Genomic DNA, 23678 nt, shown 5'->3' with positions numbered 1-23678 from the left:
CAGGATGCGGGGCATGCCGTTCCTCACCAGCCCGGTCCTGACCGCCGGGACTCTCGCCCGCCGCCCGCAGCCCACCCTCGCCACCGGCGACGGACTTCTCCTGCGCCCCTGGCGGGCCGCGGACGCGCCCGCGGTGTACGAGGTCTTCCAGGATCCCGTGATGCATCAGTGGCACGCCCGGGCCGCCGACTCCGAGGAGGAGGTCGCCGGCTGGATCGGCGACTGGCACCGGGCGTGGGAGGAGGAGCGGGAGGCGCAGTGGGCGGTCGCCGACGCGGCCTCCGGCTCGCTGCTGGGGCGGGTCGCGCTGCGCGAGATACGGTTCGACGACGGTATGGCGGAGGTGGCGTACTGGACCGTCCCGGCGGCACGGGGCCGGGGCATCGCCGTGCGTGCCACGACCGCACTGTCCCGCTGGGCCCTCGACGCGACCGGCTTCCACCGCCTCGAACTCCTGCACGCCGTACGCAACGAGGCGTCCTGCCGCGTCGCCACCAGGACGGGCTTCACCCTCGAGGGCACCAAGCGCAGCGCCGTCCTGCACGCGGACGGCTGGCACGACATGCATCTGCACGCGCGGGTGCGGGGCGACTGAGGGGGCGTCGCGGTGGGCCGTCGCGCTCGTGTCGCTCAGGCGGCCGGGCTGCTCTCCTGCTCCGCTTCGATGCGCGCGTTCCAGTCCCGCTTCGAGGCCTGCCAGCCGTCCTCGTTGTGGCCGCGCCGCCAGTAGCCGGAGATCGACAGGTCCTCGCGCGCGATGTGCCGCTCGACCCGGAGCAGATGGCGCAGCTCCTTCACGAAGTGCGCCTCGCCGTGGACGAAGGCGTGCACCCGGCCCTCGGGGAACTCCAGGTTCCGGACCGCCTCGACCAGCGCCTCGCCGAGGGGTCGGTCGCCGCGGTGCAGCCAGACGACGTCCACGTCCGAGTCGATCTTCAGCTCTTCCTCCGGGCCGGAGATCTCCACGAAGGCGTAGGCCTTGGCGCCGCGCGGCAGGGCCTCCAGGGCACAGGCGATCGCGGGCAGCGCGCTCTCGTCACCGACGAGCAGATGCCAGTCGGCGTCGGTGTCGGGCGCGTACGCCCCGCCCGGTCCCATGAAGCGCACGGTCTCGCCCGGCTGGACGCGTGCCGCCCAGGGGCCGGCCAGGCCCTCGTCGCCGTGGACGACGAAGTCCAGGGTCAGCTCGCGGTGCTCGGCGTCCCAATGGCGCACCGTGTACGTCCGGGTCACCGGCCACTGTTCGCGGGGAACCTCGTCACGGATGCGCTGCATGTCGAAGGGTTCCGGGTAGGTCACGCCCTCGGGCGGGAACAGCAGCTTCACATAGTGGTCGGTGCACGTGCCGGCCGCGAAGTCGGCGAGGCCCTCGCCGCCGAGCACCACACGCTGCATGTGCGGAGTCAGCCGCTCGGTGCGGACGACCTGAGCGGAATGCGGCTTGCGCGGCTGGCGTCCCGGTCGCTCTGCCATGAGGACCTCCCTGTATCGCATAGTTAGGCTTACCTAAGTTAGCACCTCGCCCCCACTTAACACCTCTTGAATGAGAGGTTCATGAACACCGCCGGTCTCCGGAAGGCCGTCGGCCCGCCCCCGTCACACCGCCAGCGTGGTCAGAAGGCGCTCCAGCGAGCCGCCCAGTCCCCAGCGGGTCGCCAGTGTCCGAAGCTCCGCCGGGTCGCGCGGGGCCCGCGGCAGCGCCGTGGTGACATCGGGCAGGGGTACGTCGTCCGCGACCCGGACCACCTTCGGCGCGACCGCGAGATAGGGGCGGGACTCATCCAGCCGCCTGCGCTGCGTCGGCGTGAGCTTCGACCGCCGGTCCTCGACCGCCGCCATGATCCCGGCCAGGTCCCCGTACTCGGCCAGCAGCTTGGCGGCCGTCTTCTCTCCGATGCCCGGCACGCCCGGCAGGCCGTCGCTGGGGTCGCCGCGCAGCAGGGCCAGGTCCGCGTACCCGCTCCCTGCGACCCCATACTTCCCACGGAGCCATGCCTCATCGGTGAGCTGGAGCGTGCCCACACCCTTCAGCGGATACAGCACCCGGACCCCGCGCGCGTCGTCCACCAGCTGGTACAGATCGCGGTCGCCCGTGACGATGTCGACCGGGCCGTTCGCCCGCGCGGTGAACGTGCCGATCACGTCGTCCGCCTCGTACCCCGCGACGCCCACGCGCGCGATGCCCACCGCGTCCAGCACCGCCTCGATGACCGGCACCTGCGGCGACAGCGTGTCGGGCACCTCCTCCTCGTCCGGGCCGGCCGCGCGCTCCTCGGCGACGCGGTGCGCCTTGTACGAGGGGATCAGCTCCACCCGCCAGTGCGGCCGCCAGTCGGCGTCCATGCAGGCCACGAGCTGGTCGGGCCGGTGGTCCTTGACCAGCCGGTCGATGAAGTCGAGCAGCCCGCGCACGGCGTTCACCGGCGTGCCGTCCGGGGCCCTGACCGAGTCCGGGACGCCGAAATAGGCGCGGAAGTACAGGGAGGCGGTGTCGAGGAGCATCAGTCGTCCGGTCACGCCACGCATCATGCCGTACGCCACCGACAGCCACTCGCCGCTGCCCAGCGGGTTGCCGTGTGTGCGTCTTGTGTGAAGCGCCCCACTTGTGGGTTTGCCTTTCCGGATCGGGGGGAGGCGCCGCCCCGGAGCGAGGCTGGTTGCGCATTTCAACTGTTTGCGGCCCTGTCCTCGCTCTGTTCTGTTGTCGTCGAGATTGAGGTGCACGTGTCAGCGACCCTTGAGGCAGAGAGCCTGTACAAAGTGTTCGGCAGAAGACCGGACCGAGCGGTCGAGCGGCTCCGCGACGGAGCCGACCGGGAGGAACTGCGCGCCGAGGGCACGACCGCCGCCGTGATCGACGCGTCCTTCACCGTGGAGCCCGGCCAGATCTTCGTCGTCATGGGTCTGTCCGGATCCGGCAAGTCCACCCTGCTGCGCATGCTGAACGGCCTGCTCGAGCCGACCTCCGGGCATGTCCGCTTCGACGGCCAGGACCTGACCACACTCAGCGACCGCGAGCTGCGCAAGGTCCGCTCCCGGAAGATCAGCATGGTGTTCCAGCACTTCGCGCTCTTCCCGCACCGCAGCGTGCGCGAGAACGCCGCCTACGGTCTTGAAGTGCAGGGCGTGCCCCGCGCCGAGCGCGTACGCCGCGCCGACGAGGCGCTCGCCCTGTGCGGCCTGGCCGGCTGGGAGAAGTCCTGGCCCGACGAGCTGTCCGGCGGCATGCAGCAGCGCGTCGGTCTCGCCCGCGCGCTCGCCACCGACGCCGACCTGCTGCTGATGGACGAGTCCTTCAGCGCCCTGGACCCGCTGATCCGCCGCGACATGCAGGACCAGCTGCTGGAGCTCCAGCAGAAGCTGAAGAAGACGATCGTCTTCATCACCCACGACCTCAACGAGGCCATGCGCCTGGGCGACCGCATCGCCGTCATGCGCGACGGCGAGATCGTCCAGATCGGTACCGCCCAGGACATCCTGCTGCGGCCGGAGAACGACTACGTCGCCTCCTTCACCCAGGACGTCGACCGCTCCCGCGTGCTGACCGCGGGCGAGATCATGGACCCCTCGGTCACCGCCGACGACCCCGGCTGCCACTGCCGGACCGCCACGGCCGACACCCCGTTCACGGAACTGTGCGCGATCAGCGCCCGGCTCTCCCACCCCGTCTCGGTCGTGGACCAGGACAACAAGCAGATCGGCGTCGTCCCCCGGCAGCGCCTGATCGGCTTCCTCGGCGACGAGCAGGACGCCACCCCGCAGCCCTGCGACTCCCCGCAGGACAAGGGCGGAGAGAAGGTGACGGCCCGTGCCTAGGATCGAGCTCGGCAGCTGGGTCAACGACGGGGTCGACTGGCTCACCACCCACATGGCGTGGCTGTTCGACTTCTGCAAGACCGTCTTCCTCGGCCTCTACGACGGCATCAACGCCGTCCTCCAGGCCCCCGAACCACTGCTCCTCGCGGGCATCTTCGCCGTCATCGCCTTCTGGCTGCGCGGCACGCTCGCCGGTGTCCTCACGTTCGCCGGATTCGCGTTCATCGACTCCCTCGAACTGTGGGAGAACGCGATGATCACCCTGGCGCTCGTCCTCGTGGCGACCGTCATCGCGCTCGTGATCTCCATACCCGTCGGCATCTGGGCGGCCCGCTCGGACCGCGTCAGCGGTCTGGTCCGGCCCGTCCTGGACTTCATGCAGACGCTGCCCGCGATGATCTACCTCATCCCGGCCATCCTGTTCTTCGGCACCGGCGCCCCCGCCGGCATCGTCGCCACGCTGATCTTCGCGCTCGCACCGGGCGTGCGCATGACCGAGCTGGGCATCCGGCAGGTCGACAAGGAACTGGTCGAGGCCGCCGACGCGTTCGGCACCACGCCCCGCAACACCCTGCTGCGCGTCCAGCTCCCGCTCGCTCTGCCCACCGTCATGGCCGGCGTCAACCAGGTCATCATGCTCGGCCTGTCCATGGCCGCGATCGCCGGCATGGTCGGCACCGGCGGCCTCGGCGGCGACGTCAACGAGGCCATCGGCCAGCTCAACGTGGGCCTGGGCTCCGAGGCCGGTGTGGCCATCGTGATCCTCGCGATCTACCTGGACCGCATGACCAGCGCGCTGGGCACCCAGGTCTCCCCGCTCGGCCGCCGCGCCGCCGCCAAGCTGCGCGCCGCCCAGGGGCTGAAGATCTGGTCCTACCGCCCCCGCCCGGTCGTCGCCGTGATCGGCGTCGTCGTCCTCGCGCTCGCCGCGGGCGGCTTGGGGATGTTCGGCGGCAGCACCGGCACCACGGCCGCGGCCGACGGGAAGAACGTCGGCCAGGGCAAGAAGATCAGCATCGGCTACATCCCCTGGGACGAGGGCGTCGCCTCCACCTTCCTGTGGAAGGAGGCCCTGGAGCAGCGCGGCTACGAGGTCGAGGCCAAGCAGTTCGACGCGGGCCCGCTGTACACCTCCCTCGCCCAGGGCGACATCGACTTCCAGACGGACGCCTGGCTGCCCACCACCCACGCCCAGTACTGGAAGAAGTACGGCAAGCAGCTCGACGACCTCGGCGCCTGGTACGACAAGACGTCCCTGGAGCTCACCGTGCCCTCCTACATGAAGGGCATCGACTCCCTGGAGGACCTCAAGGGCAAGGCCTCCGAGTTCGGCGGCAAGATCACCGGCATCGAGTCCAGCGCCGGCGAGATGGCCCTGCTGAAGAGCAAGGTCCTCAAGGAGTACGGCCTCGACAAGGAGTACGAGGTCGTCGACAGCTCCACGCCCGCGATGCTGGCCGAGCTGAAGCGCGCCTACGCCCAGAAGAAGCCGATCGTCACCACCCTCTGGTCGCCGCACTGGGCGTACAACGACTACGACCTCAAGAAGCTCAAGGACCCCAAGGGCGCCTGGGGCGAGGGCGACGGCGTGCACACGCTGTCCCGCAAGGGCTTCGCGAACGACGACCCGACGGTCGCCGAGTGGCTGAAGAACTTCAAGATGAGCGAGAAGGAGCTCACCGGCCTCGAAGCCGAGATCAACAAGGCCGGCAAGGGCAACCAGCAGGAGGCCGTCCGTGCCTGGCTGAAGCAGAACCCCGGCTTCGTCGACAAGATGGCCCCGGTGAAGAACGCCGCCGGCAGCACACCCGCCGAGGCCGGGCAGCCCCTGGACGTGGCGTGGTTCCCCTGGGACGAGGACATCGCCGTCACCTACCTGTGGAAGAACGTCCTCGAACGGCGCGGCTACAAGCTGAACCTGAAGCAGATGGACGTCGGCCCCGTCTACACGGGCCTGGCCTCGGGTGATCTCGACCTCAACTTCGACGCCTGGCTGCCCTACGCCCAGAAGAACTACTGGGACAAGAACAAGGACCGGCTCAGGGACCTCGGCACCTGGTACGAACCGACCTCCCTGGAGATCGCCGTACCGTCCTACGTGAAGGGCGTCGACTCCCTGGAGGACCTCAAGGGCAAGTCCGGCACCTTCAAGGGGAAGATCATCGGCATCGAGCCGGGCACCGGCGAGATGGACCTGGCGAAGAACAAGGTCCTGCCCGCCTACGGCCTGGACAAGGAGTACGAGGTCGTCGACGGCTCCACCCCGGCCATGCTGGCCGAGCTGAAGCGCGCCTACGCCAAGAAGGAGCCGATCGCCGTCACGCTCTGGTCGCCGCACTGGGCGTACAGCGACTACGAGCTGACCAAGCTGAAGGACCCCAAGAAGGCCTTCGGCGAGGGCAACACGATCCGCACCATCTCCAACGAGAAGTTCCCCGAGGAGTACCCGCAGCTCACGAAGTGGATCAAGAACTTCAAGATGACCGAGGACGAGCTCGGCACCCTGGAGAGCGAGATCAAGAACCGCGGTCAGGGCCATGAGGAAGAGGCCGTCGCCGCGTGGCTGAAGGAGCACCCCGACATGGTGGAGCGCATGACGCCGCAGTGAGACCGGATGCGGGGCGGGACGCGACACGACGCGTCCCGCCCCGCACCCGTATCCACGAGCGGGATCCGGACAACCACAGAGCGCGACGCCACCCCCTGAGCCTCACCTCCCGCCCTGCTTCTCCCGCCTCCCGCCCTGTTCCTCCCGTAGGAGGAAATCCGTACGCTGCCCCGAGAGCGGCGGATCCCCTGGCGCGAACTGTGAGGTCGCGCACCGCCCTGTATGACGTCGATGTGACGGGCGCATGAAACGGTTTGCCGAACATGCGTAGGGTGCAGACAACTCAACAGAAGCAGTGCGCCGGACACCGGTGCACGGGGACCGGCATCGACGGGCGAAGGAGGGAGCCGGAGCGATGGGCGACCACAAAGAGCAGTCCCTTCGGGTGGGCGCGGCCGTGCGCCGCCGGCGCCGCGCGCTGGATCTCACCCTCGCCGCCGTGGCCGAGCGCAGCGGCCTGTCGGTCCCGTTCCTGAGCCAGATCGAGAACGACCGGGCGCGCCCCAGCCGAAGCTCCCTGGAGAAGGTCGCCGACGCCCTGCGCACCACCGCCGTGGAGCTCCTCGCCGCGGCCGACCCGGCGTGCAGCGTGGACGTCGTCCGCGCCGAGGGTGCCGAGCCGCTGCCCCAGCCCCGGACCCGGTCCCTGGTGCGCGGCCACCACCAGATGCACGCCTCCGAGTTCATCGGCGACCATGACGCGGGCCGTGAATTCCAGTACCGCAACGACCAGTTGATGTACGTCGCCGACGGCGCGGTGGAGATCGAGGCGGAAGGCCGCGCCTACCGGCTCGGCCGCGGCGACACGCTGTACCTCACCGGCGGCGTACGGCACCGCTGGCGAGCCACGGAGTCGGACACCCGCGTGATCGTCGTCGCCGTGGCGGAGCACATCGAGGCGGTCCGGGACCGGCCACGCCGGTGAGGGTCGTCTCGCTGGTCCCCTCACTGACCGAGGCCCTGGCCCGGTCCGCGCCCGGCGCCCTGGTCGGCGCCACCGACTGGTGCACCCATCCGCCCGGCCTGGACGTCGTACGCGTCGGCGGCACGAAGAACCCCAAGCCCGACCGGATCGTCGCCCTCGCCCCCGACCTGGTGATCGCCAACGAGGAGGAGAACCGCGAGCCCGACCTCGCGGCCCTGCGCGCGGCGGGCGTCGAGGTCCTGGTGACCGAGATCCGCGATGTGCCGGGGGCCTTCCGGGAACTGGCCCGGGTCCTGGACGCCTGCGGGGTGGCGGGGCGCCCGCGCTGGCTGGACGAGGCGCAGCACGCCTGGTCCTCCCTGGGGCCGCCGGTGACCCGCCTGACGGCGGTCGTGCCGATCTGGCGCCGCCCGTGGATGGTCCTGGGCCGCGACACCTTCGCGGGCGACGTCCTGGCCTGCCTCGGCGTCGACCACGTGCACGCGGCGCACCCCGACCGCTACCCCCGCATCCCGCTGGAGGAGTTGCGCGCCGCGGCGCCGGACGTGGTGATCCTCCCGGACGAGCCCTACCGCTTCACCGCCGACGACGGCCCCGAGGCCTTCCCCGGCCTGCCCTGCGCGCTCGTCAGCGGACGGCACCTCACCTGGTACGGGCCGTCGCTGGCCGAGGCGCCACGGGTGCTGGACCGGGCCCTGCGAGCAGCTCGCCCCTGAGCAGCCCGCGTACGGTGCCCGCGGCGGCGGTGCCCCACGCGACGACCAGCACCGCGTACAGGAGGACCGCCGGCCCTGCGTAGGCCACGAGCCCGGTGTGCCGGCCCAGGGCCTCGGCGCCCGTCACACAGGTGCCGACCGGGAAGGTGAACGACCACCACGTCATCGCGAACCGCATCCCGTGCCGCCGGGCGCGCAGCACATGGACGGTGGCGAGGCAGAACCACAGCAGCGCGAACCCCATCACGGGCACGCCGTAGAGCACGGCGAGCACACCGAAGCCCTGGCTGTACGGCGCCGGTACGACTCCGGGGGCGATGTCCGCGAACGCTCCTACGGCGGTCGTCGACTGCCCGAGCGGCCCCAGCACCAGGAACAGCGTCGGGGTGAGGGCGAGGGGCAGCGGCCCGCCGGTGATCAGCCGTCCGAAGACCAACGGCAGCATGACGAGCGTGGCGAGCAGACTGAGTCCGAACAGCGCGAAGCAGACCAGAAGCAGCGTCTCCCGGGGCTGCCCCGGAGGCAGATGAGGAACCAGCAGCGGCCCGACGGCGGCCGACACCATGGGCGCGACCAGCGGCAGCAGCCAGACGGGGGTGGCCTGTCCCGGCTCGACCCGGTGCCGTACGGCCATCAGATACGGCACGGTGACGGCGGCGGCCAGCCCGAGAGCCGTACCGGCGCTGAACAGCACGGCGTCGAGCGCGACGGCCGCCCGTACGCCGATCACGTCCCGGCCCACCGTGAGGGCACCGCCGCCCACGGCGAGCAGAGCCATGGCGAGACAGCCGTAGAAGGGGGCCGTCGCCGGGTCGAGGAGATGGGCGCGGGCCTGGTCCCGGTGGTGGACCCAGTGCACGGCCCGGGCCCCGAGCAGGGTCAGGAGCAGGACGAACGCGAGGGCCCAGACACCGGCGAGCACAGGGCGCAGCCCGGGAAGGTGCGATGGGAGGGCGGCTCCGGCGGTGGCGACGACGGCGGTGCCCATGACGGTGGCGTACCAGTTCGGCCCGAGATGACGGACCGACACGGGGTACGCGAGGGGCTGGGCTGCGGTGACCATGACTCTCACGGTCGGTGATCCGGAGCTGTACCACCAGGGAGTATGCCTCTATGGCGACATAAGCTGGGTTTATGAGCAGGACGGATGAGCAGGGTGGCGTACCGACCGCCGGAGCCGGGTCCCTGGGGCACCGGGTGCCGGATCTCGGCGCGCTGGAGCTGCTGTTGGCGGTGGCGCGGCTCGGCAGCCTCGGCGGGGCCGCGCGGGAACTCGGCATCACCCAGCCCGCGGCGAGCAGCCGGATCCGGTCGATGGAGCGGCAGCTCGGCGTGGCGCTGGTCGACCGTTCGCCCCGCGGGTCCCGGCTGACGGACGCCGGTGCGCTGGTGACGGACTGGGCGCGGCGGATCGTCGAGGCGGCGGAGGCGTTCGACGTGGGGGCGCAGGCGTTGCGCGACCGCCGTGACTCGCGCTTGCGGGTGGCGGCGAGCATGACGATCGCCGAGTACCTGCTGCCGGGCTGGCTGCTCGCGCTGCGCGCCCAGCGGCCCGACACGGCGGTGTCCCTGCACGCCGGAAACTCGACGGTGGTGGCGGAACGTCTGCTGTCGGACGAGGCGGATCTGGGTTTCGTGGAGGGCTTGTCGGTTCCGACAGGGCTGGACTCGGTGGTCATCGCCCACGACCGGCTGATAGTGGTCACGGCCCCCGGCCATCCTTGGGCCCGCCGTCGACGGCCTCTGGCGGCGGGGGAGTTGGCGTCGACGCCGCTGATCCTGCGTGAGAAGGGTTCGGGTACGCGGCAGGTCCTGGACGCGGCGCTCGGGGGACTGGCCCGGCCGCTGATCGAGTTGTCCTCCACGACGGCGGTCAAGGCGGCGGCGGTGAGCGGGGCGGGGCCGTCGGTGCTGAGCGAACTGGCGGTGGGGGAGGAGTTGGCGATGCGGCGGCTGGTGAGTGTGCCGGTGGAGGGGGTGGCGCTGGCGCGGGATCTGCGGGCGGTGTGGCCTACGGGGCATCGGCCTACCGGTCCGGCCCGCGATCTGCTGTCGCTGACGAGGGGATAGTTTTCTCGCCCCCGCCGCCCCTACCCGTCCCATCCCCAGGGGGCTCCGCCCCCTGGACCCCCGATCGGCCTGAACGGCCTCGTCCTCAAACGCCGGACGGGCTGGATGGGGGCTGGGCTTGCCCCTTGGTCGACGGCTTCGGTCTGAGCGGTCTCGTTCTCAAACGCCGGACGGGCTGGATAGGGGTTGGGCCCTGAGTGGTCTCGTCCGTGGGCGTCGGATGGGCTGGGGAGGGGGCGAGCTCGGCTTCTTGGCTGACCGATTCGGGTGGTGGGTGGGCATAGGACGGGGGTCCAGGGGGCGGAGCCCCCTGGTGGGCCGTGCGCGTACCGGGGTCAGTTCGGTGTTGCCGCTTCCACCAACGCCCGCATCACCCGCACGTCATCCCCCATCTCCGGGTGCCACTGCACACCCAGCACCCACCCCGGGCGGCTCGGCAGCTCCAGCGCCTCGATCGTCCCGTCCGCCGCGTACGCCGACGGGACCAGTCCCTCGCCCAGCCGGTCCACGGCCTGGTGGTGATACGTCGGTACGAACGCCTCCTCCGGCACGACACCGCCGTACAGGCTCCCCGGCACCGGCTTGACGGTGTGGCCGCCGAAGACGCCCACCTGCTCCGCGTGCCCGTCGATGTGCTGGACGAGCGTCCCGCCGAGGGCCACGTTCAGCAGCTGCATGCCCCGGCAGATACCCAGCAACGGCACCCCCGCCGCCAGCGCCGCGTCGATCAGGGCCAGCTCCCACGCGTCCCGCTCCCGCGCCGGCGGCCCGGTCCGCGGCTCGCGCTCCGCGCCGTAGCGGACCGGCTCGACATCCGGCCCGCCCGCGATGACCAGCCCGTCCAGCCGGGCCACGACATCGGCCGCGTGCAGCGGGTCGTCCGGCGGAAGCATCGCGGCCAGTCCGCCCGCCCGCCGCACCAGCCGCGGGTAACCGGCCGGCAGCAGCGCCGCCTCCAGCTCCCACACGCCCCAGCGCGCACCGGACTCGAGATAGGTGCTGACCCCGATCAACGGCCTGGACACAGAAACTCCCTCATCTCGACGCCCCGGTCCACCTCAGTCCCGTGACAACTCTGCCTCGGCCGCCGCCAGCGCCGCGAACTCCTCCTCCGGTGCCTTCGCCACCAGCCGCTTCCTGCTGTACAGGCCGAAGTACCCGACGGCGACGACGTACACCACGAGCGCGATGACCGCCGCGGTCACATCCACCAGGAACGTGGCCACCAGCGCCGCACAGGCCAGCACCAGGGCGACCGAGGAGGTCACCACCCCGCCCGGCGTGCGGTACGGCCGTGGCAGTTCCGGCTCGCGGCGGCGCAGCACGATGTGCGACAGGGACATCAGCGCGTAGGAGATGGTCGCGCCGAAGACGGCGATGTTCAGCATGCGGGCGCCGTTGCCCGACAGCGCCGCCAGCAGGAAGCCGATCGTGCCGGGCACCAGCAGGCCCAGGTACGGCGCCTTGCGGCGGCTGGTGAGAGACAGGAAGCGGGGCAGGTATCCCGCGCGGGACAGGGCGAAGAGCTGGCGCGAGCCGGCGTAGATCAGGGAGAAGAACGAGGCCACCAGGCCGGCCAGGCCCGCGTAGTTCACGATCCGGCTCAATGTCGTCGCCTTGCCGCCCGGCTGCAGCGCCTCGACCAGCGGGTTGCCCGCCTCCTGGATCGCCGCGGAACCGCGTGCGCCCGCCGCCGCGAAGAACGTGACCACGGCCAGCACCACCAGGATGCCCATGGACCAGCGGATCGCCTTCGGCAGCGTACGGGCCGGATCCCTGGTCTCCTCGGCGGCCAGCGGCACCCCCTCGACGCCCAGGAAGAACCACATGCCGAACGGGAACGCCGCCCAGATGCCGAGCAGACCGAACGGCAGCCAGGAGCCGGCTCCCGCGGCGGAGGCGTCGACCGGGATGTCGTCCAGCGACGCGAAGGAGAAGTCGGGCAGTGCCGCCAGCGCGAACACGATCAGGGCGGCGACCGCGATGCCCGTGACGACGAAGCTGAACCGCAGCGCCTCGCCCACGCCCCACAGATGGATGCCGAGGAAGATCGCGAAGCAGACCAGGTACATCGGCCAGCCGGACTCCAGGCCGAACAGGCCCAGCGACTCGACGTAGTCCCCGATGAAGATGACGATCGCGGCGGGCGCGAGGACGTACTCGATGAGGATCGCCGTACCGGTCAGAAAGCCGCCCCAGGGGCCCAGCGCCCGCCGGGCGAAGCCGTAGCCGCCGCCCGCCGTCGGCAGGATCGAGGACAGCTCGGCCAGGGCGAAGACCATGCAGGCGTACATCGCGCCCATGAGCACCATGGCGATCGCCAGGCCCCCGAAGCCGCCCTCGGCCAGGCCGAAGTTCCAGCCCGAGTAGTCGCCGGAGACGACGTAGGCGACGCCGAGGCCGGTCAGCAGCACCCAGCCGGCGCTGCCGCGGCGCAGTGCCCTGCGTTCCAGATAGTCGTCTCCCTCCGGGGCGGCTGGTGTGCTGGTGGATTCCTGGGACATGGGCAGACTCCCCGAGGGCGGCGGCGATTCACGAGGTCGAGCGGGCTACGCTCAATGGAATGGAGCCATACCTTTGCGGTGCGGACCAGGGGAAGGCAATACCCGTGCGTTAATCGCCCGTAAATCCTCACCGCGCCAAGACGCCGCGCGGCTCAGCCGAGGAACCCCCGCAGCAGCGCCGCCGTACCCCCGCAGTGCTCGCGCATGATCTCCCGTGCCTCCTCGGCGTCGCCCTCGATCACGGCCTCCACCAGGGCGGCGTGCTGCCGCTGGGAGTGCTCCAGGTTGCGCACCAGGAGCGGGATGCAGTCGAGCAGGTCGTTGACGCTCGCGCGCACGGCCGCGTACTGGGCCGTCAGGGTGGGGGAGCCGGACAGCTCGGCGAGCGTGAGGTGCAGCAGTGTGTCCAGGCGGCGGTACTCGGCGAGCGGGGCGTCGTGCGTGCGGTCCAGGGCCTCACGGAGCTGTCCGGCCTGCTTCGCGTCCAGTCCGTGTGCCGCGCACAGCCCCGCGGCGCCCACCTCCAGCACCTCCCGGAAGCGCAGGAGGTCCTCTATGTCGACCTCGGCGACCCGGCGCCGCAGCTCGTCCTCGCCGCCGGCGTCCGTGCGCGGCCGTACGAACGTCCCGCCGTACCGGCCGCGCCGAGACTCGACCAGACCCTGGTCCTGGAGCACCTTCAGCACCTCGCGCAGCGTCACCCGGCTGATCCCCAGCCGCTCCGCCAGCTCCCGCTCGGCCGGCAGCCGCTCGCCCCCCGGCACCAGGCCCAGCCGTACGACCTGGAGGATCTGCTCCAGCGCCTCCTCGAAGCCGTTGCCCGCGCGCACCGGCCGCAGCACCGGTGTCAGCCCGTCCCGCACCTCGCCCCCAGGTTCCTCCGGCATGTGGCCGTACCCCCTTCCCAAGCAATGGTTCTCCGCAATACCTTATGGCTCCCGGCGGATCCAAGGAGCCTAGGAGGCCTTCCCGTGGCAGACCGCACACCCCCGCTGAGCGTCGAGGAGCTGCACGCCCTCGTCGCGGGCGGTGAGATCGACACTGTCGTCCTGGCCTTCCCCGACATGCAAGGGCGGCTCCAGGGCAAGCGGTTCGCCGCCCGCTTCTTCCTCGACGAGGTGCTCCAGCACGGCACCGAGGGCTGCAACTACCTGCTCGCCGTCGACACCGAGATGAACACCGTCGACGGCTACGCGATGTCCTCCTGGGACCGCGGCTACGGCGACTTCGCGATGCACCCGGACCTGAGCACCCTGCGCCGCGTCCCCTGGAACGAGGGCACGGCCATGCTCCACGCCGACCTCGCCTGGAGCGACGGCTCCCCGGTGGTCGCCGCGCCCCGCCAGATACTGCGCCGTCAGCTGGAGCGCCTGGCCGAGCTCGGCTACACCGCCCAGGTCGGCACCGAGCTGGAGTTCATCGTCTTCAAGGACAGCTACGAACAGGCGTGGGACGCGAACTACCGAGGCCTGACCCCGGCCAACCAGTACAACATCGACTACTCCGTCCTCGGCACCGGCCGCATCGAGCCCCTGCTGCGCCGCATCCGCAACGAGATGGCGGCGGCCGGCCTCACCGTCGAGTCCGCCAAGGGCGAGTGCAACCCCGGCCAGCACGAGATCGCCTTCCGCTACGACGAGGCCCTGGTCACCTGTGACCAGCACTCCGTCTACAAGACCGGCGCCAAGGAGATCGCCGCCCAGGAGGGCATGTCGATCACCTTCATGGCCAAGTACAACGAGCGCGAGGGCAACTCCTGCCACATCCACCTCTCGCTCGCGGACGCGGACGGCGGCAACGCCATGGCCGGGGACGGCGAGGGCGGCATGTCGGACGTCATGCGGCACTTCCTCGCCGGCCAGCTCGCCGCCCTCCGCGACTTCTCCCTGCTCTACGCCCCCAACATCAACTCCTACAAGCGGTTCCAGCCGGGCTCCTTCGCCCCGACCGCCGTCGCCTGGGGCCACGACAACCGCACCTGCGCGCTGCGCGTGGTCGGCCACGGCCGCTCACTGCGCTTCGAGAACCGGCTGCCCGGCGGCGACGTCAACCCCTACCTCGCCGTCGCCGGACTCGTGGCTGCCGGGCTGCACGGCATCGAGCAGAAGCTGGAGCTGCCCGAGCCCTGCCCCGGCAACGCCTACACCGCCGACTTCGCCCACGTCCCCACCACCCTGCGCGAGGCCGCCGAGCTCTGGGAGAACAGCACCGTCGCCAAGGCCGCCTTCGGGGACGAGGTCGTCGCGCACTACCGCAACATGGCGCGGGTCGAACTGGACGCCTTCGACGCCGCGGTGACCGACTGGGAGCTGCGCCGCTCCTTCGAACGCATGTGAGGCCCCTCTTGTCTTCCGAGCACCTTCTGGAAGTACTGAACCCCGCGACCGAGGAGGTCGTCGCCGCCATCGCCGGGGCGAGCCCGGCCGACGTCGACGCGGCCGTCACCCACGCCGCCAGGGCACAGCGGATCTGGGCCGCCATGGCCCCCGGCGACCGCGCCCGGCTGCTGCGCCGCTTCGCGGCCACCGTCGACGAGCACCTGGAGGAACTGGCCCGGCTGGAGGTCCGCGAGGCCGGCCACCTCATCGGCAACGCCCGCTGGGAGGCCGGCAACGTCCGTGACCTGCTGGACTACGCGGCCGGGGGAGTGGAGCGGCTCACCGGCCGGCAGATCCCGGTGCCCGGCGGCCTGAACGTCACGATCCTCGAACCGCTCGGCGTCGTCGGCGTGATCGCGCCCTGGAACTTCCCCATGCCGATCGCCGCCTGGGGCACCGCCCCCGCCCTCGCGGCCGGCAACGCGGTCATCCTCAAGCCCGCCGAGACCACCCCGCTGACTGCCCTGCGCCTCGCCGAACTCGCCCTGGAGGCCGGGCTCCCGGAGCACCTCTTCCAGGTCCTGCCGGGGCAAGGCGCCGTCACGGGCGACGCACTGGTACGGCACCCCGGCGTCGCCAAGATCGTCTTCACCGGCTCCACCCGCACCGGGACGCGCGTCGCCGCGCTCGGCGCCGAGCAGGTCAAACCGGTCACCCTCGAACTCGGCGGCAAGAGCCCCAACATCGTCTTCGCCGACGCCGACCTCAAGACCGCCGTCGACCCCTTCTCCTTCCTGGACAACTCCGGCCAGGACTGCTGCGCCCGCACCCGCGTCCTGGTCCAGGAGACGGTCTACGACGAGGTCCGCGAACTGCTCGCCGAGGCCCTGGCCGCCGTGGTGGTGGGCGACCCGGCCGACGAGAAGACGCAGATGGGCCCGTTGATCTCCCGGCAGCAGCTCGACCGCGTCCGGGGATACGTACCCGAGGACGCCCCGGCCCTGCGCGGCAGCGCACCCGAGGGGCCCGGCTTCTGGTTCCCGCCGACCGTGCTCACCGGCGAGCGGCCCGACTCGGCGGCGGCCTGCGAGGAGATCTTCGGCCCCGTGGCCGTCCTGCTGCCGTTCACCGACGAGGCGGACGCCATCCGCCTGGCCAACGACACCCCCTACGGCCTCTCCGGCTCCATCTGGACCCGGGACGTCGGCCGCGCCCTGCGCGTCTCCCAGGCCGTCCGCGCCGGCAACCTGTCCGTCAACTCCCACGCCAGCGTCCGCTACTGGACCCCGTTCGGCGGCTACAAGCAGTCGGGCGTCGGCCGCGAGCTCGGCCCCGAGGCCCTGGCCGCCTTCACCGAAACCAAGAACGTCTTCATCAGCACGGAGGGCCCCGCACAGTGACTGCCCAGGAAAACATCTGCCGCCGCCTGGTCGGCCGCACCGCCGTCGTCACCGGAGCCGGCAGCGGCATCGGCCTCGCCGCCGTCCGCCGCCTCGCCTCCGAGGGCGCCCACGTCGTCTGCGGCGACGTCGACGAGGCCCGCGGCAAGGCGGCCGCCGAGGAGGTCGGCGGCACCTTCGTGAACGTCGACGTGACCGACCCCGAGCAGGTCGAGGCCCTCTTCAAGACGGCCTACGACACCTACGGCAGCGTCGACATCGCCTTCAACAACGCCGGCATCTCCCCGCCCGACGACGACTCCATCCTGGAGACCGGCCTGGAGGCCTGGAAGCGCGTCCAGGAGGTCAACCTCACCTCCGTCTACCTGTGCTGCAAGGCCGCCATCCCGTACATGCGGCGCCAGGGCAGGGGCTCGATCATCAACACGGCGTCCTTCGTGGCCAGGATGGGCGCCGCCACCAGCCAGATCTCGTACACGGCCTCCAAGGGCGGCGTCCTCGCCATGTCCCGCGAACTGGGCGTCCAGTTCGCCCGCGAGGGCATCCGCGTGAACGCCCTGTGCCCCGGCCCGGTCAACACCCCGCTGCTGCAGGAGCTGTTCGCCAAGGACCCGGAGCGCGCCGCGCGCCGCCTGGTGCACATCCCGCTGGGCCGGTTCGCCGAGGCCGAGGAGATCGCCGCCGCCGTCGCCTTCCTGGCCAGCGACGACTCCTCCTTCGTGAACGCCACCGACTTCCTCGTCGACGGCGGGATCGCGGGGGCGTACGTCACCCCCCTGTAGGCCCCTGGCTCTAGAGTGCCGGGATGAGCATGACGCCTCCGCCCGGCTGGTACCCCGACCCGCACGGCCCCCATCTGGAACGCTGGTGGGACGGCACGGCCTGGACCGAGCACCGCCGTACGCCCGGGGCCACCGCCGGCCCGGTGCCCCCGCCCCCGGGCGGCGGCGCCGGGCGCGCGAAGGCGGTCGCCCTCGTCGCCGCCGGGGCGGTCCTGGTCGCGGCGATCGTCACCGGATCCCTGGTCCTCACCAGGGGCGACGACAGCGGCGCGGAGACGAGGACGGTTCCGACAGCCCCCGGCCCCACGGCGTCGGAACCTTCGGAGCCGACTCCCGAGACGTCCACCTCCGAGCCGTCCGCCGACGACCCCGCCGTCGTCGAGGACCAGCTCAACGGCGTCACCTTCCCGCTGCTCGACGGCTGGGTCCGCCCGCAGCACGTCGCCGAGGACGACGTCGTCATGACGACGGACGGCACGTACGACTGCCCCGGCGACGGCACTGTCTGCCGCCACGGCCTCGTCGTCTCCCGCACGGTCACAGCGAACGACGAGAAATCCCCCGAGGTTCTCGCCAAGGCGGACATCTCCGAGGCGGCCGAAGAGGCCTACGACCGCGACCGGATCGGCCGCAAGCCCTACGGGGGCATGGAGTCCCACGAGGTGGTCAAGTCCGGGCCGGTCGCGGTGGCGGGCCGCGCCGGGTACTTCGTGCGCTGGCGCGTCCACACCGCCAAGGGACCGGGCGGCTACGTCCAGTCGCTCGTCTTCCCCTCCAGCGTCGGCACCGAGTCACCGGTCCTCGTCCGGTACGTCTTCGACGCGGGCGAGGACGGACCGCCGCTCGCCGACATGGACCGTGTCACCAAGGGCATCCGCCCGGTCGGCGACGCGGACACGGGCGGCGGTGTCGGCAGCAGCATCGGCCCCTCGGACTGAACGGCCGACCGGCTGACGGGCTACAGGAACGTGTGCCCCTCGCCGCGGTAGGTCGGCACGGTCGCCGTCACCGCGTCGCCCTCGATCAGCCGCAGCTGGTCGAACCGCTCGCACAGCTCACCGGCCTTCGCGTGCCGGAACCAGACCTTGTCACCGATCAGCAGATCGTCGGCGGGCGAGCCGAGCAGCGGCGTCTGCACCTCACCGGCCCCCTCCTGCGGGTCGTAGCGCAGCCCCTCGGGCAGGTACGGCACGGGCGACCGGTCGGCCCCGGCGGCCCCGGAAGCGGGATACCCGCCACCGAGCACGGTCACCACGCCCACTCCTGGCCGCCTTACGACCGGCTGGGCGAACAGGGCCGCCGGACGGCCGCTGAACGACGTGTAGTTGTCGAACAGCCGCGGCAGGTACAGCCCCGACCCGGCGGCGATCTCGGTCACCGAGTCCTCCGCCGCCGTGTGCTGCACCGAGCCGGTGCCGCCGCCGTTGACGAACTCCAGACCCGGCACGACGGCACGCACCGCGCGCACCACCTCCGCACGCCGCTCGGCGAGTTCACGCTTGGCGGCGGCCTGCATCAGCCGTACGGCACGGGACCGCAGCGGACGCCCCGCCACCGCGTCTCCGACACCGGCGACGTGTCCCTCGTACGCCATGATCCCCACGACCTCGAAGCCCGGCCGCCGGGCCACCGCCCGGGCCACGTCCGCGACCTGCGCGGGGGAGTGCAGCGGCGAACGCCGGGCCCCGACGCGCACGCGCCCGCCGAGCAGCCTCAGGGACGTGTCCAACTCCAGGCACACCCGCACCACTTCACGCCCGCCGCCCCGCGAGGCGTCGATCAGATCGAGCTGGGCGACATCGTCGACCATGACGGTGACGGCGGCGGCGAGCTTGGGATCACCGGCGAGCTCGGCGTAGGCGGCACGGTCGGCCGACGGGTAGGCGAGCAGCACGTCCTCGAACCCCGAGCGGGCCAGCCACAGCGACTCGGCGAGCGTGAAGGACATGATCCCGGCGAAACCGTCCCGGGCCAGGACGCGTTCCAGCAGCGCCCGGCACCGCACGGACTTGCTGGCGACCCGGACGGGCTTGCCCCCGGCGCGGCGGACCAGATCGGCGGCGTTGGCGTCGAAGGCCTCCAGGTCCACGATCGCGAGAGGGGCGTCGAGATGGGCTGTGGCCCGGTCGTAACGGGCCCGGTCGGCGGCGCGCGCAGTCATGAACGCAGCCTGCCAGACTGGATTACCGCAGGGTAGGGGGACGTTCCGGGCAGATGCCCCGGGGTCGTGGACTGGTTCCCGTTCGTGCAGGAACAAGCCGTAGAGTGACGCGCACGTACGGCGGAACGGGCCGGCCGGGAATCCGCGCCGGGATGACGCTCCGTCCGTACGGGTATGTGTGCCCGGGACGATTCCGTGCCGGGCCTCGGGCAGGACGCCACCGGCCCGCGCAGAACGCAGCGGCCCGGGCACGAGGAAACGGGGGGTGCATGAGCACGGAAGCGCGGCGTGCCTCCTTCCCCCCACGCCCCAGCAGCCCACCGCGTCCCCCACACCCCCCGGAGAACACGGCAGCCGAACCGTCCGACACGACTACGGACGACGCCCCGGCGGGCGCGGACGGTCGCGAGTCTTCTGACACCGGCCGGCCGGGTACGACGTGGGGCGAGAGCTCGACGACGGGTTCACTGAGGCCGTCCCCGGCACGGAACACCGGCCAGCCCGAGCCCGCCACCGGGCGTGTGTCGCCGGGTGGCGGTGCGTCGGGGCCGCGTGCGTCGGCTCCCGCGGAGACGGACGGGCGTGGGCGCTCCGGTGCCGGTGGCTTGGCGGCGGGGCCGCTGCGGCCGTCCCCGGCGCGGGACACCGCGCAGCCCGGGTCTGCCGTTGCCGGAGCGCGGGGTGTGTCGGACGGGCGTGGATTCTTCGGTGTCGGTGGCCTGACGACCGATGCGCAGGGGCCCTCCTCGGCGCGTGAGGCGGCCTCGACGGGCTCCGCCGCCGAGGACCGGGCCACGTCCCGTGGGCGTATCCGCGCGGGTGGCTCACCGGCAGGGGTCGGTCCCGGAAGGGCGGCTCAGGGCGGCGGCACGGCCGGCGCGGGTGGCTCGTCGGCAGGGAGCGGCACCGGTCCCGGAACGGCCGCTCGGGGCGGCGGTACGGCCGGGCCGGCGTCCTCCGGCTCCGGCGGTGGCTCGAACGGGCGCCCTCGCTTCCCGAGCCTCGGCGCCACCGCGCCCGAGCGCACCGAGTCCACGACACCGCCCCCGCCGCTCGCCTCCGCCCGCTTCCCGGACACGCCGCCCGGCGTCCGCCCCGAGACCCGGCCCGAGTCGAACAGGACCTCCACCCCGCCCGACACCCCTCCGCGACCGCGTCACCTTCCGGGTTCCTCCGGCCGGCCCGGGCCGCTCCCCACGCCGCGCCGTACCGGCGCCCCCGCCGAGAACGCGGCGGAGACGACCCGACGCCTGCGGCCGATCCCCGCGGACCCGTCACCCGCCGAGACCGCTGAAACCGTCGGCCGTCCCGATCCCGTACGCCCCGGCACCCCGCCGCGCCCCACGCGTGAGCCGCAGGCCGGTACGGGCCTGCTCGCCGGCGCCGGAACCGGCACCGGTCCTGACGCCGGCCCCGGGACGCGCATGCCGCCCGCACCCACCCAGCGACCCCGCCCTGCCACCTCGGTCCCTCCGCCCCCGGACTCCGCGCCCGCCTCCCGTGTCTCTCCCGACCCGGCCTTCTCCTGGAGCGCCCCGCTGACTCCCGGCGGGACACCCACCGGCGCGCGGCCCGTCGTGTCGTTCGGGGAGCCCGAGGTGTACGACGGCGACGCCCGGCCCCGTCCGCTCGGCCGACGCGGCGCATCGCAGGCCGCCGCGGCCGCCGCCTGTCTCGTGCTCGGGCTGGGACTCATCTCGGGTGCGGCCACCGGCAGCTGGCTGGTCGGGGACTCCGGGGAGGAGGGCTCCCGCAGCACCTTCGCCACGGCCGGAAGCCTCTGGCACAGCGTCCCCGTCGACCAGCTGTTCCCGCCCACCGTGCAGGGCCAGGGCGCCGGCCCCGGAGGGGCCGACCGCACCTGGACCCGGATCGCCGTCGCCCCGGACAGCGGCTGCAAGGACGCCTTCGACCCCCTGCTGCGCAAGGCCCTCGCCCCCGTCGGCTGCGAGCGGCTCCTGCGGGCCACCTACACCGACGCCACCCAGAGCTACGTGACCACCGTCGGCCTGCTCTTCACCACGGCCGACGCCCCGGGCATGACCTCCCTCGCGAACCGTTTCCGCAAGGAGCGCCTGGACCGCCGCAGCGACCTGATGCCCCTGCCGTACGCCGCCCAGGACACCCCCGCCGCCCGCTTCGGCAAGGGGCAGCGCGCCTCCTGGACCGTCTCCGTGCTCACCGAGGCCCCGGTCGTCGTCTACGCCGTCTCCGGCTGGGCCGACGGCCGCACCGTCGACGACCCGCAGCCCGCCGAGGACGCCATGGAGCCGAACGCCACCACCGCCCCGGCCCAGGCCGGCCTCGGCAACGAGGCGAAGGGCATCGCCGACCGCGTCGAACGCGGCCTCCGCAAGAACGTCCGCTCGGCCACGGAGCAGCCGTCGTGAAAGCCGCAAGCCGCCCGGCCGGTCGCGCCGCCGCGACCCGTCGGGCCGGAGCCCTCGGCGTCCTGCTCGCCGCGGGTCTCGTCCTCCTCCCCGCCCCCGCCGCCCACGCCGACAGCATCCGCGCCCAGCAGTGGGCCCTGGAGGCCATGCACACCCAGGAGGCCTGGCAGACCACGAAGGGCGACGGCGTCACCGTCGCCGTCCTGGACACCGGCGTCGAGGCCGACCACCCCGACCTGATCGGCAACGTCCTCACCGGCAAGGACCTGGTCGGCTTCGGAGCCGAGCCGGGCGACCGCCCCTGGGCCCGGCACGGCACCGCCATGGCCGGCATCATCGCCGGCCACGGACACGGCCCGGGCAACGCCGACGGCGTCCTCGGCATCGCCCCCGAGGCGAAGATCCTCCCCGTCCGCGTGATCCTGGAGGACGGCGACCCCTCCCGCGCCAAGGCCCGCAGCACCCGCGGCAACGCCCTCGCCGAGGGCATCCGCTGGGCCGCCGACCACGGCGCCGACGTCATCAACCTCTCCCTGGGCGACGACTCCGCCTCCGCGCACCCCGAACCCACCGAGGACTCGGCCATCCAGTACGCCCTGAAGAAGGGCGTGGTCGTCGTCGCCTCCTCGGGCAACGGCGGTGAGAAGGGCGACCACATCTCCTACCCGGCCGCCTATCCGGGCGTCATCGCCGCCACCGCCGTCGACCGCTCCGGAACCCGCGCCTCCTTCTCCACCCGCCGCTGGTACGCCACCGTCAGCGCCCCCGGCGTCGACGTCGTCATCGCCGATCCCGACCACAAGTACTACGAGGGCTGGGGCACCAGTGCCGCCGCCGCCTTCGTCTCCGGCGCCGCCGCCCTGGTCAAGGCCGCCCACCCGGACCTGACCCCGGCCCAGATCAAGTCGCTCCTCGAGGACACCGCCCGCAACGCCCCCGTCGGGGGCCGCGACGACTCCCGGGGCTTCGGCTTCATCGACCCGGCCGCCGCCATCAAGGCCGCCGACGGGCTCAAGCCGGAGGGCCTGCGCTCCGCGGCGCACGGTGAGAAGTACTTCGGCAACGGCCCGGACGCCGCCGCCTCCGGCGACGACACCGCCGACTGGGCCGCCCCCCTCGCCGGCAGCGCCGGCGCCGTCCTGCTGGTGGCGGCCGTGGTCCTGTGGCGCGGCCGCCGTACGAACCGCGACGAGTTCTAGCCGCCGCCCACCAGAACCGCTGCCGAAGCGGCGGCACCCGGCCGATAGGGTCGATGACCGTGGCGAACAAGAACATCCCCGACTCCGGCTTCTCCGACGACGACGGCTCCGCCGACCCCCGGCTGAGCGCGGCGCTCGCCGCCTGGTCCGAGGACCGCGGCGCGGTCGGCCCGGTCCTCGACGCCCTCAAGGGCGCCCGGCTGCTCGTCCCCGTCGTGGCCGTGCTCGGCGAGGTCGAGGAGGACGAGCGGGGACTGCGCCGCGAGAAGACCAGCGACATGGCCGTACCGACCCTGAAGGCCGGCAGCCGCACCGCCCTCCCCGCCTTCACGTCCACGGACTCCCTCGCCCGCTGGGACCCGGCGGCCCGCCCCGTCGCCGTCCCCCTGCACCAGGCCCTCCAGGCCGCCGCCCACGAGAAGGCGGACACGGTCGTACTGGATCTGGCCGGACCCGTGCCCTTCGAACTGACCGGCTCCGCGCTGCTCGCCCTCGCGGAGGGCCGGTCGACCACCGACCCGCTGGCCGACCCGGCCGTGATCACGGCCGTACGCGATGCCGTGGCCGCCGAGCCCGCCGTCCTGCGCGCCCACCTCGGACCGGGCCGGGCCGACGGCACCCTCGCCCTGGTCCTCGACCCGTCCGCGACCCCGGCCGAGGCCGCCCGGGCCGTCGCCCAGCGGCTCGCCGCCGACGAAACACTGAGGGCCCGCCTGGTGCGCGGCCTCGACCTGGCATTGCTGCCGGCCGAGGCGACGCCCCCGGGCGAGCCCTTGTACGAACGCTGAC

General features: G+C 72.5%; 20 protein-coding genes. 13 read left to right on the top strand and 7 right to left on the bottom strand.

From position 1 onward, the window contains the following. The first annotated feature begins 13 nt into the window (after nucleotides 1-13). Nucleotides 14-595 carry a GNAT family N-acetyltransferase gene (locus tag OHU35_RS08435; RefSeq protein WP_359896655.1) on the top strand — a complete coding sequence of 194 codons (582 nt, stop codon included), beginning with the start codon at nucleotides 14-16 and terminating at the stop codon, nucleotides 593-595. 35 nt (nucleotides 596-630) lie between these two features. Here the strand turns inward: OHU35_RS08435 and OHU35_RS08430 are convergent, their stop codons facing one another. Beyond that, complete coding sequence (locus OHU35_RS08430; RefSeq protein ID WP_359896657.1) at nucleotides 631-1473, bottom strand: siderophore-interacting protein; 843 nt, start codon at nucleotides 1471-1473, stop codon at nucleotides 631-633. Between the two features lie 123 nt (nucleotides 1474-1596). Then, nucleotides 1597-2526, bottom strand: coding sequence for a 5'-3' exonuclease (locus OHU35_RS08425; protein ID WP_229873133.1), 930 nt, complete (start codon nucleotides 2524-2526; stop codon nucleotides 1597-1599). A gap of 198 nt (nucleotides 2527-2724) precedes the next feature. On the opposite strand from OHU35_RS08425, the gene OHU35_RS08420 reads away from it, so the two are divergent. The 4 genes from OHU35_RS08420 to OHU35_RS08405 all read left to right on the top strand — a co-directional run bounded on the left by OHU35_RS08420 (nucleotide 2725) and on the right by OHU35_RS08405 (nucleotide 8065). Further along, a complete protein-coding gene (locus OHU35_RS08420) occupies nucleotides 2725-3816 on the top strand; it encodes a glycine betaine/L-proline ABC transporter ATP-binding protein (RefSeq protein WP_405505105.1) in 1092 nt (363 codons plus the stop codon). Then, entirely contained in the window at nucleotides 3809-6424 is a 2616-nt protein-coding gene (locus tag OHU35_RS08415; protein ID WP_359896661.1) for an ABC transporter permease/substrate binding protein, read from the top strand. Before OHU35_RS08420 ends, OHU35_RS08415 begins: the two co-directional genes overlap by 8 nt. A gap of 355 nt (nucleotides 6425-6779) precedes the next feature. Further along, on the top strand, nucleotides 6780-7349 hold the full coding sequence (locus OHU35_RS08410; protein ID WP_189726556.1) for a helix-turn-helix domain-containing protein: 570 nt from the start codon (nucleotides 6780-6782) through the stop codon (nucleotides 7347-7349). After that, the gene (locus OHU35_RS08405; protein WP_405505104.1) at nucleotides 7346-8065 is read left to right on the top strand and encodes a helical backbone metal receptor; all 720 of its coding nucleotides are present in this window, start codon (nucleotides 7346-7348) and stop codon (nucleotides 8063-8065) included. The genes OHU35_RS08410 and OHU35_RS08405 overlap by 4 nt, the downstream gene beginning before the upstream one ends. On the opposite strand, the gene OHU35_RS08400 is transcribed toward OHU35_RS08405, so the two are convergent. Next, the gene (locus OHU35_RS08400) at nucleotides 7992-9128 is read right to left on the bottom strand and encodes a TDT family transporter (RefSeq protein WP_405505103.1); all 1137 of its coding nucleotides are present in this window, start codon (nucleotides 9126-9128) and stop codon (nucleotides 7992-7994) included. The two genes, OHU35_RS08405 and OHU35_RS08400, sit on opposite strands and share 74 nt — an antisense overlap. A 71-nt stretch (nucleotides 9129-9199) precedes the next feature. Between OHU35_RS08400 and OHU35_RS08395 the strand changes: the two genes are divergently transcribed. Continuing rightward, nucleotides 9200-10135, top strand: coding sequence for a LysR family transcriptional regulator (locus tag OHU35_RS08395; protein WP_189726553.1), 936 nt, complete (start codon nucleotides 9200-9202; stop codon nucleotides 10133-10135). Between the two features lie 335 nt (nucleotides 10136-10470). Here OHU35_RS08395 and OHU35_RS08390 read toward each other — a convergent pair whose 3' ends face one another. From OHU35_RS08390 to OHU35_RS08380, 3 genes are all read right to left on the bottom strand, one after another. Next, entirely contained in the window at nucleotides 10471-11148 is a 678-nt protein-coding gene (locus tag OHU35_RS08390) for a gamma-glutamyl-gamma-aminobutyrate hydrolase family protein (protein ID WP_189726692.1), read from the bottom strand. A gap of 45 nt (nucleotides 11149-11193) precedes the next feature. Further along, a complete protein-coding gene (gene eat, locus OHU35_RS08385; protein WP_189726552.1) occupies nucleotides 11194-12639 on the bottom strand; it encodes an ethanolamine permease in 1446 nt (481 codons plus the stop codon). Nucleotides 12640-12791: 152 nt separating this feature from the next. After that, complete coding sequence (locus tag OHU35_RS08380; protein ID WP_405505102.1) at nucleotides 12792-13526, bottom strand: FadR/GntR family transcriptional regulator; 735 nt, start codon at nucleotides 13524-13526, stop codon at nucleotides 12792-12794. 84 nt (nucleotides 13527-13610) lie between these two features. Between OHU35_RS08380 and OHU35_RS08375 the strand changes: the two genes are divergently transcribed. From OHU35_RS08375 to OHU35_RS08360, 4 genes are read left to right on the top strand one after another with little or no spacing between them, the layout of a single operon-like run. Further along, entirely contained in the window at nucleotides 13611-14975 is a 1365-nt protein-coding gene (locus OHU35_RS08375) for a glutamine synthetase family protein (protein WP_189726550.1), read from the top strand. Between the two features lie 8 nt (nucleotides 14976-14983). Further along, nucleotides 14984-16357, top strand: a complete 1374-nt coding sequence (locus tag OHU35_RS08370; protein ID WP_405505101.1) for an aldehyde dehydrogenase family protein — start codon at nucleotides 14984-14986, stop codon at nucleotides 16355-16357. Further along, on the top strand, nucleotides 16354-17139 hold the full coding sequence (locus OHU35_RS08365; RefSeq protein WP_189726548.1) for a 3-oxoacyl-ACP reductase: 786 nt from the start codon (nucleotides 16354-16356) through the stop codon (nucleotides 17137-17139). The genes OHU35_RS08370 and OHU35_RS08365 overlap by 4 nt, the downstream gene beginning before the upstream one ends. Nucleotides 17140-17168: 29 nt before the next feature. Beyond that, complete coding sequence (locus OHU35_RS08360; protein ID WP_359896756.1) at nucleotides 17169-18077, top strand: DUF2510 domain-containing protein; 909 nt, start codon at nucleotides 17169-17171, stop codon at nucleotides 18075-18077. Between the two features lie 20 nt (nucleotides 18078-18097). Here OHU35_RS08360 and OHU35_RS08355 read toward each other — a convergent pair whose 3' ends face one another. Continuing rightward, the gene (locus tag OHU35_RS08355; RefSeq protein WP_189726546.1) at nucleotides 18098-19300 is read right to left on the bottom strand and encodes an amino acid deaminase/aldolase; all 1203 of its coding nucleotides are present in this window, start codon (nucleotides 19298-19300) and stop codon (nucleotides 18098-18100) included. Nucleotides 19301-19983: 683 nt separating this feature from the next. Between OHU35_RS08355 and OHU35_RS08350 the strand changes: the two genes are divergently transcribed. Genes OHU35_RS08350 through OHU35_RS08340 form a run of 3 tightly spaced genes read left to right on the top strand, consistent with a single transcriptional unit; the run spans nucleotide 19984 to nucleotide 23677 of the window. Continuing rightward, nucleotides 19984-21690, top strand: coding sequence for a hypothetical protein (locus OHU35_RS08350; RefSeq protein ID WP_405505100.1), 1707 nt, complete (start codon nucleotides 19984-19986; stop codon nucleotides 21688-21690). Then, nucleotides 21687-22889 carry a type VII secretion-associated serine protease mycosin gene (gene mycP, locus OHU35_RS08345; RefSeq protein ID WP_189726545.1) on the top strand — a complete coding sequence of 401 codons (1203 nt, stop codon included), beginning with the start codon at nucleotides 21687-21689 and terminating at the stop codon, nucleotides 22887-22889. Before OHU35_RS08350 ends, mycP begins: the two co-directional genes overlap by 4 nt. A 59-nt stretch (nucleotides 22890-22948) precedes the next feature. Beyond that, nucleotides 22949-23677, top strand: coding sequence for an SseB family protein (locus tag OHU35_RS08340; protein ID WP_189726544.1), 729 nt, complete (start codon nucleotides 22949-22951; stop codon nucleotides 23675-23677). The last annotated feature ends 1 nt before the right edge of the window (nucleotide 23678 follow it).

Origin of the sequence: Streptomyces purpurascens, from assembly GCF_045040895.1 — a bacterium.
In the GTDB taxonomy this organism is placed as follows: Bacteria; Actinomycetota; Actinomycetes; order Streptomycetales; family Streptomycetaceae; genus Streptomyces; species Streptomyces purpurascens.
This window is presented reverse-complemented; position numbering and strand designations above follow the sequence as displayed.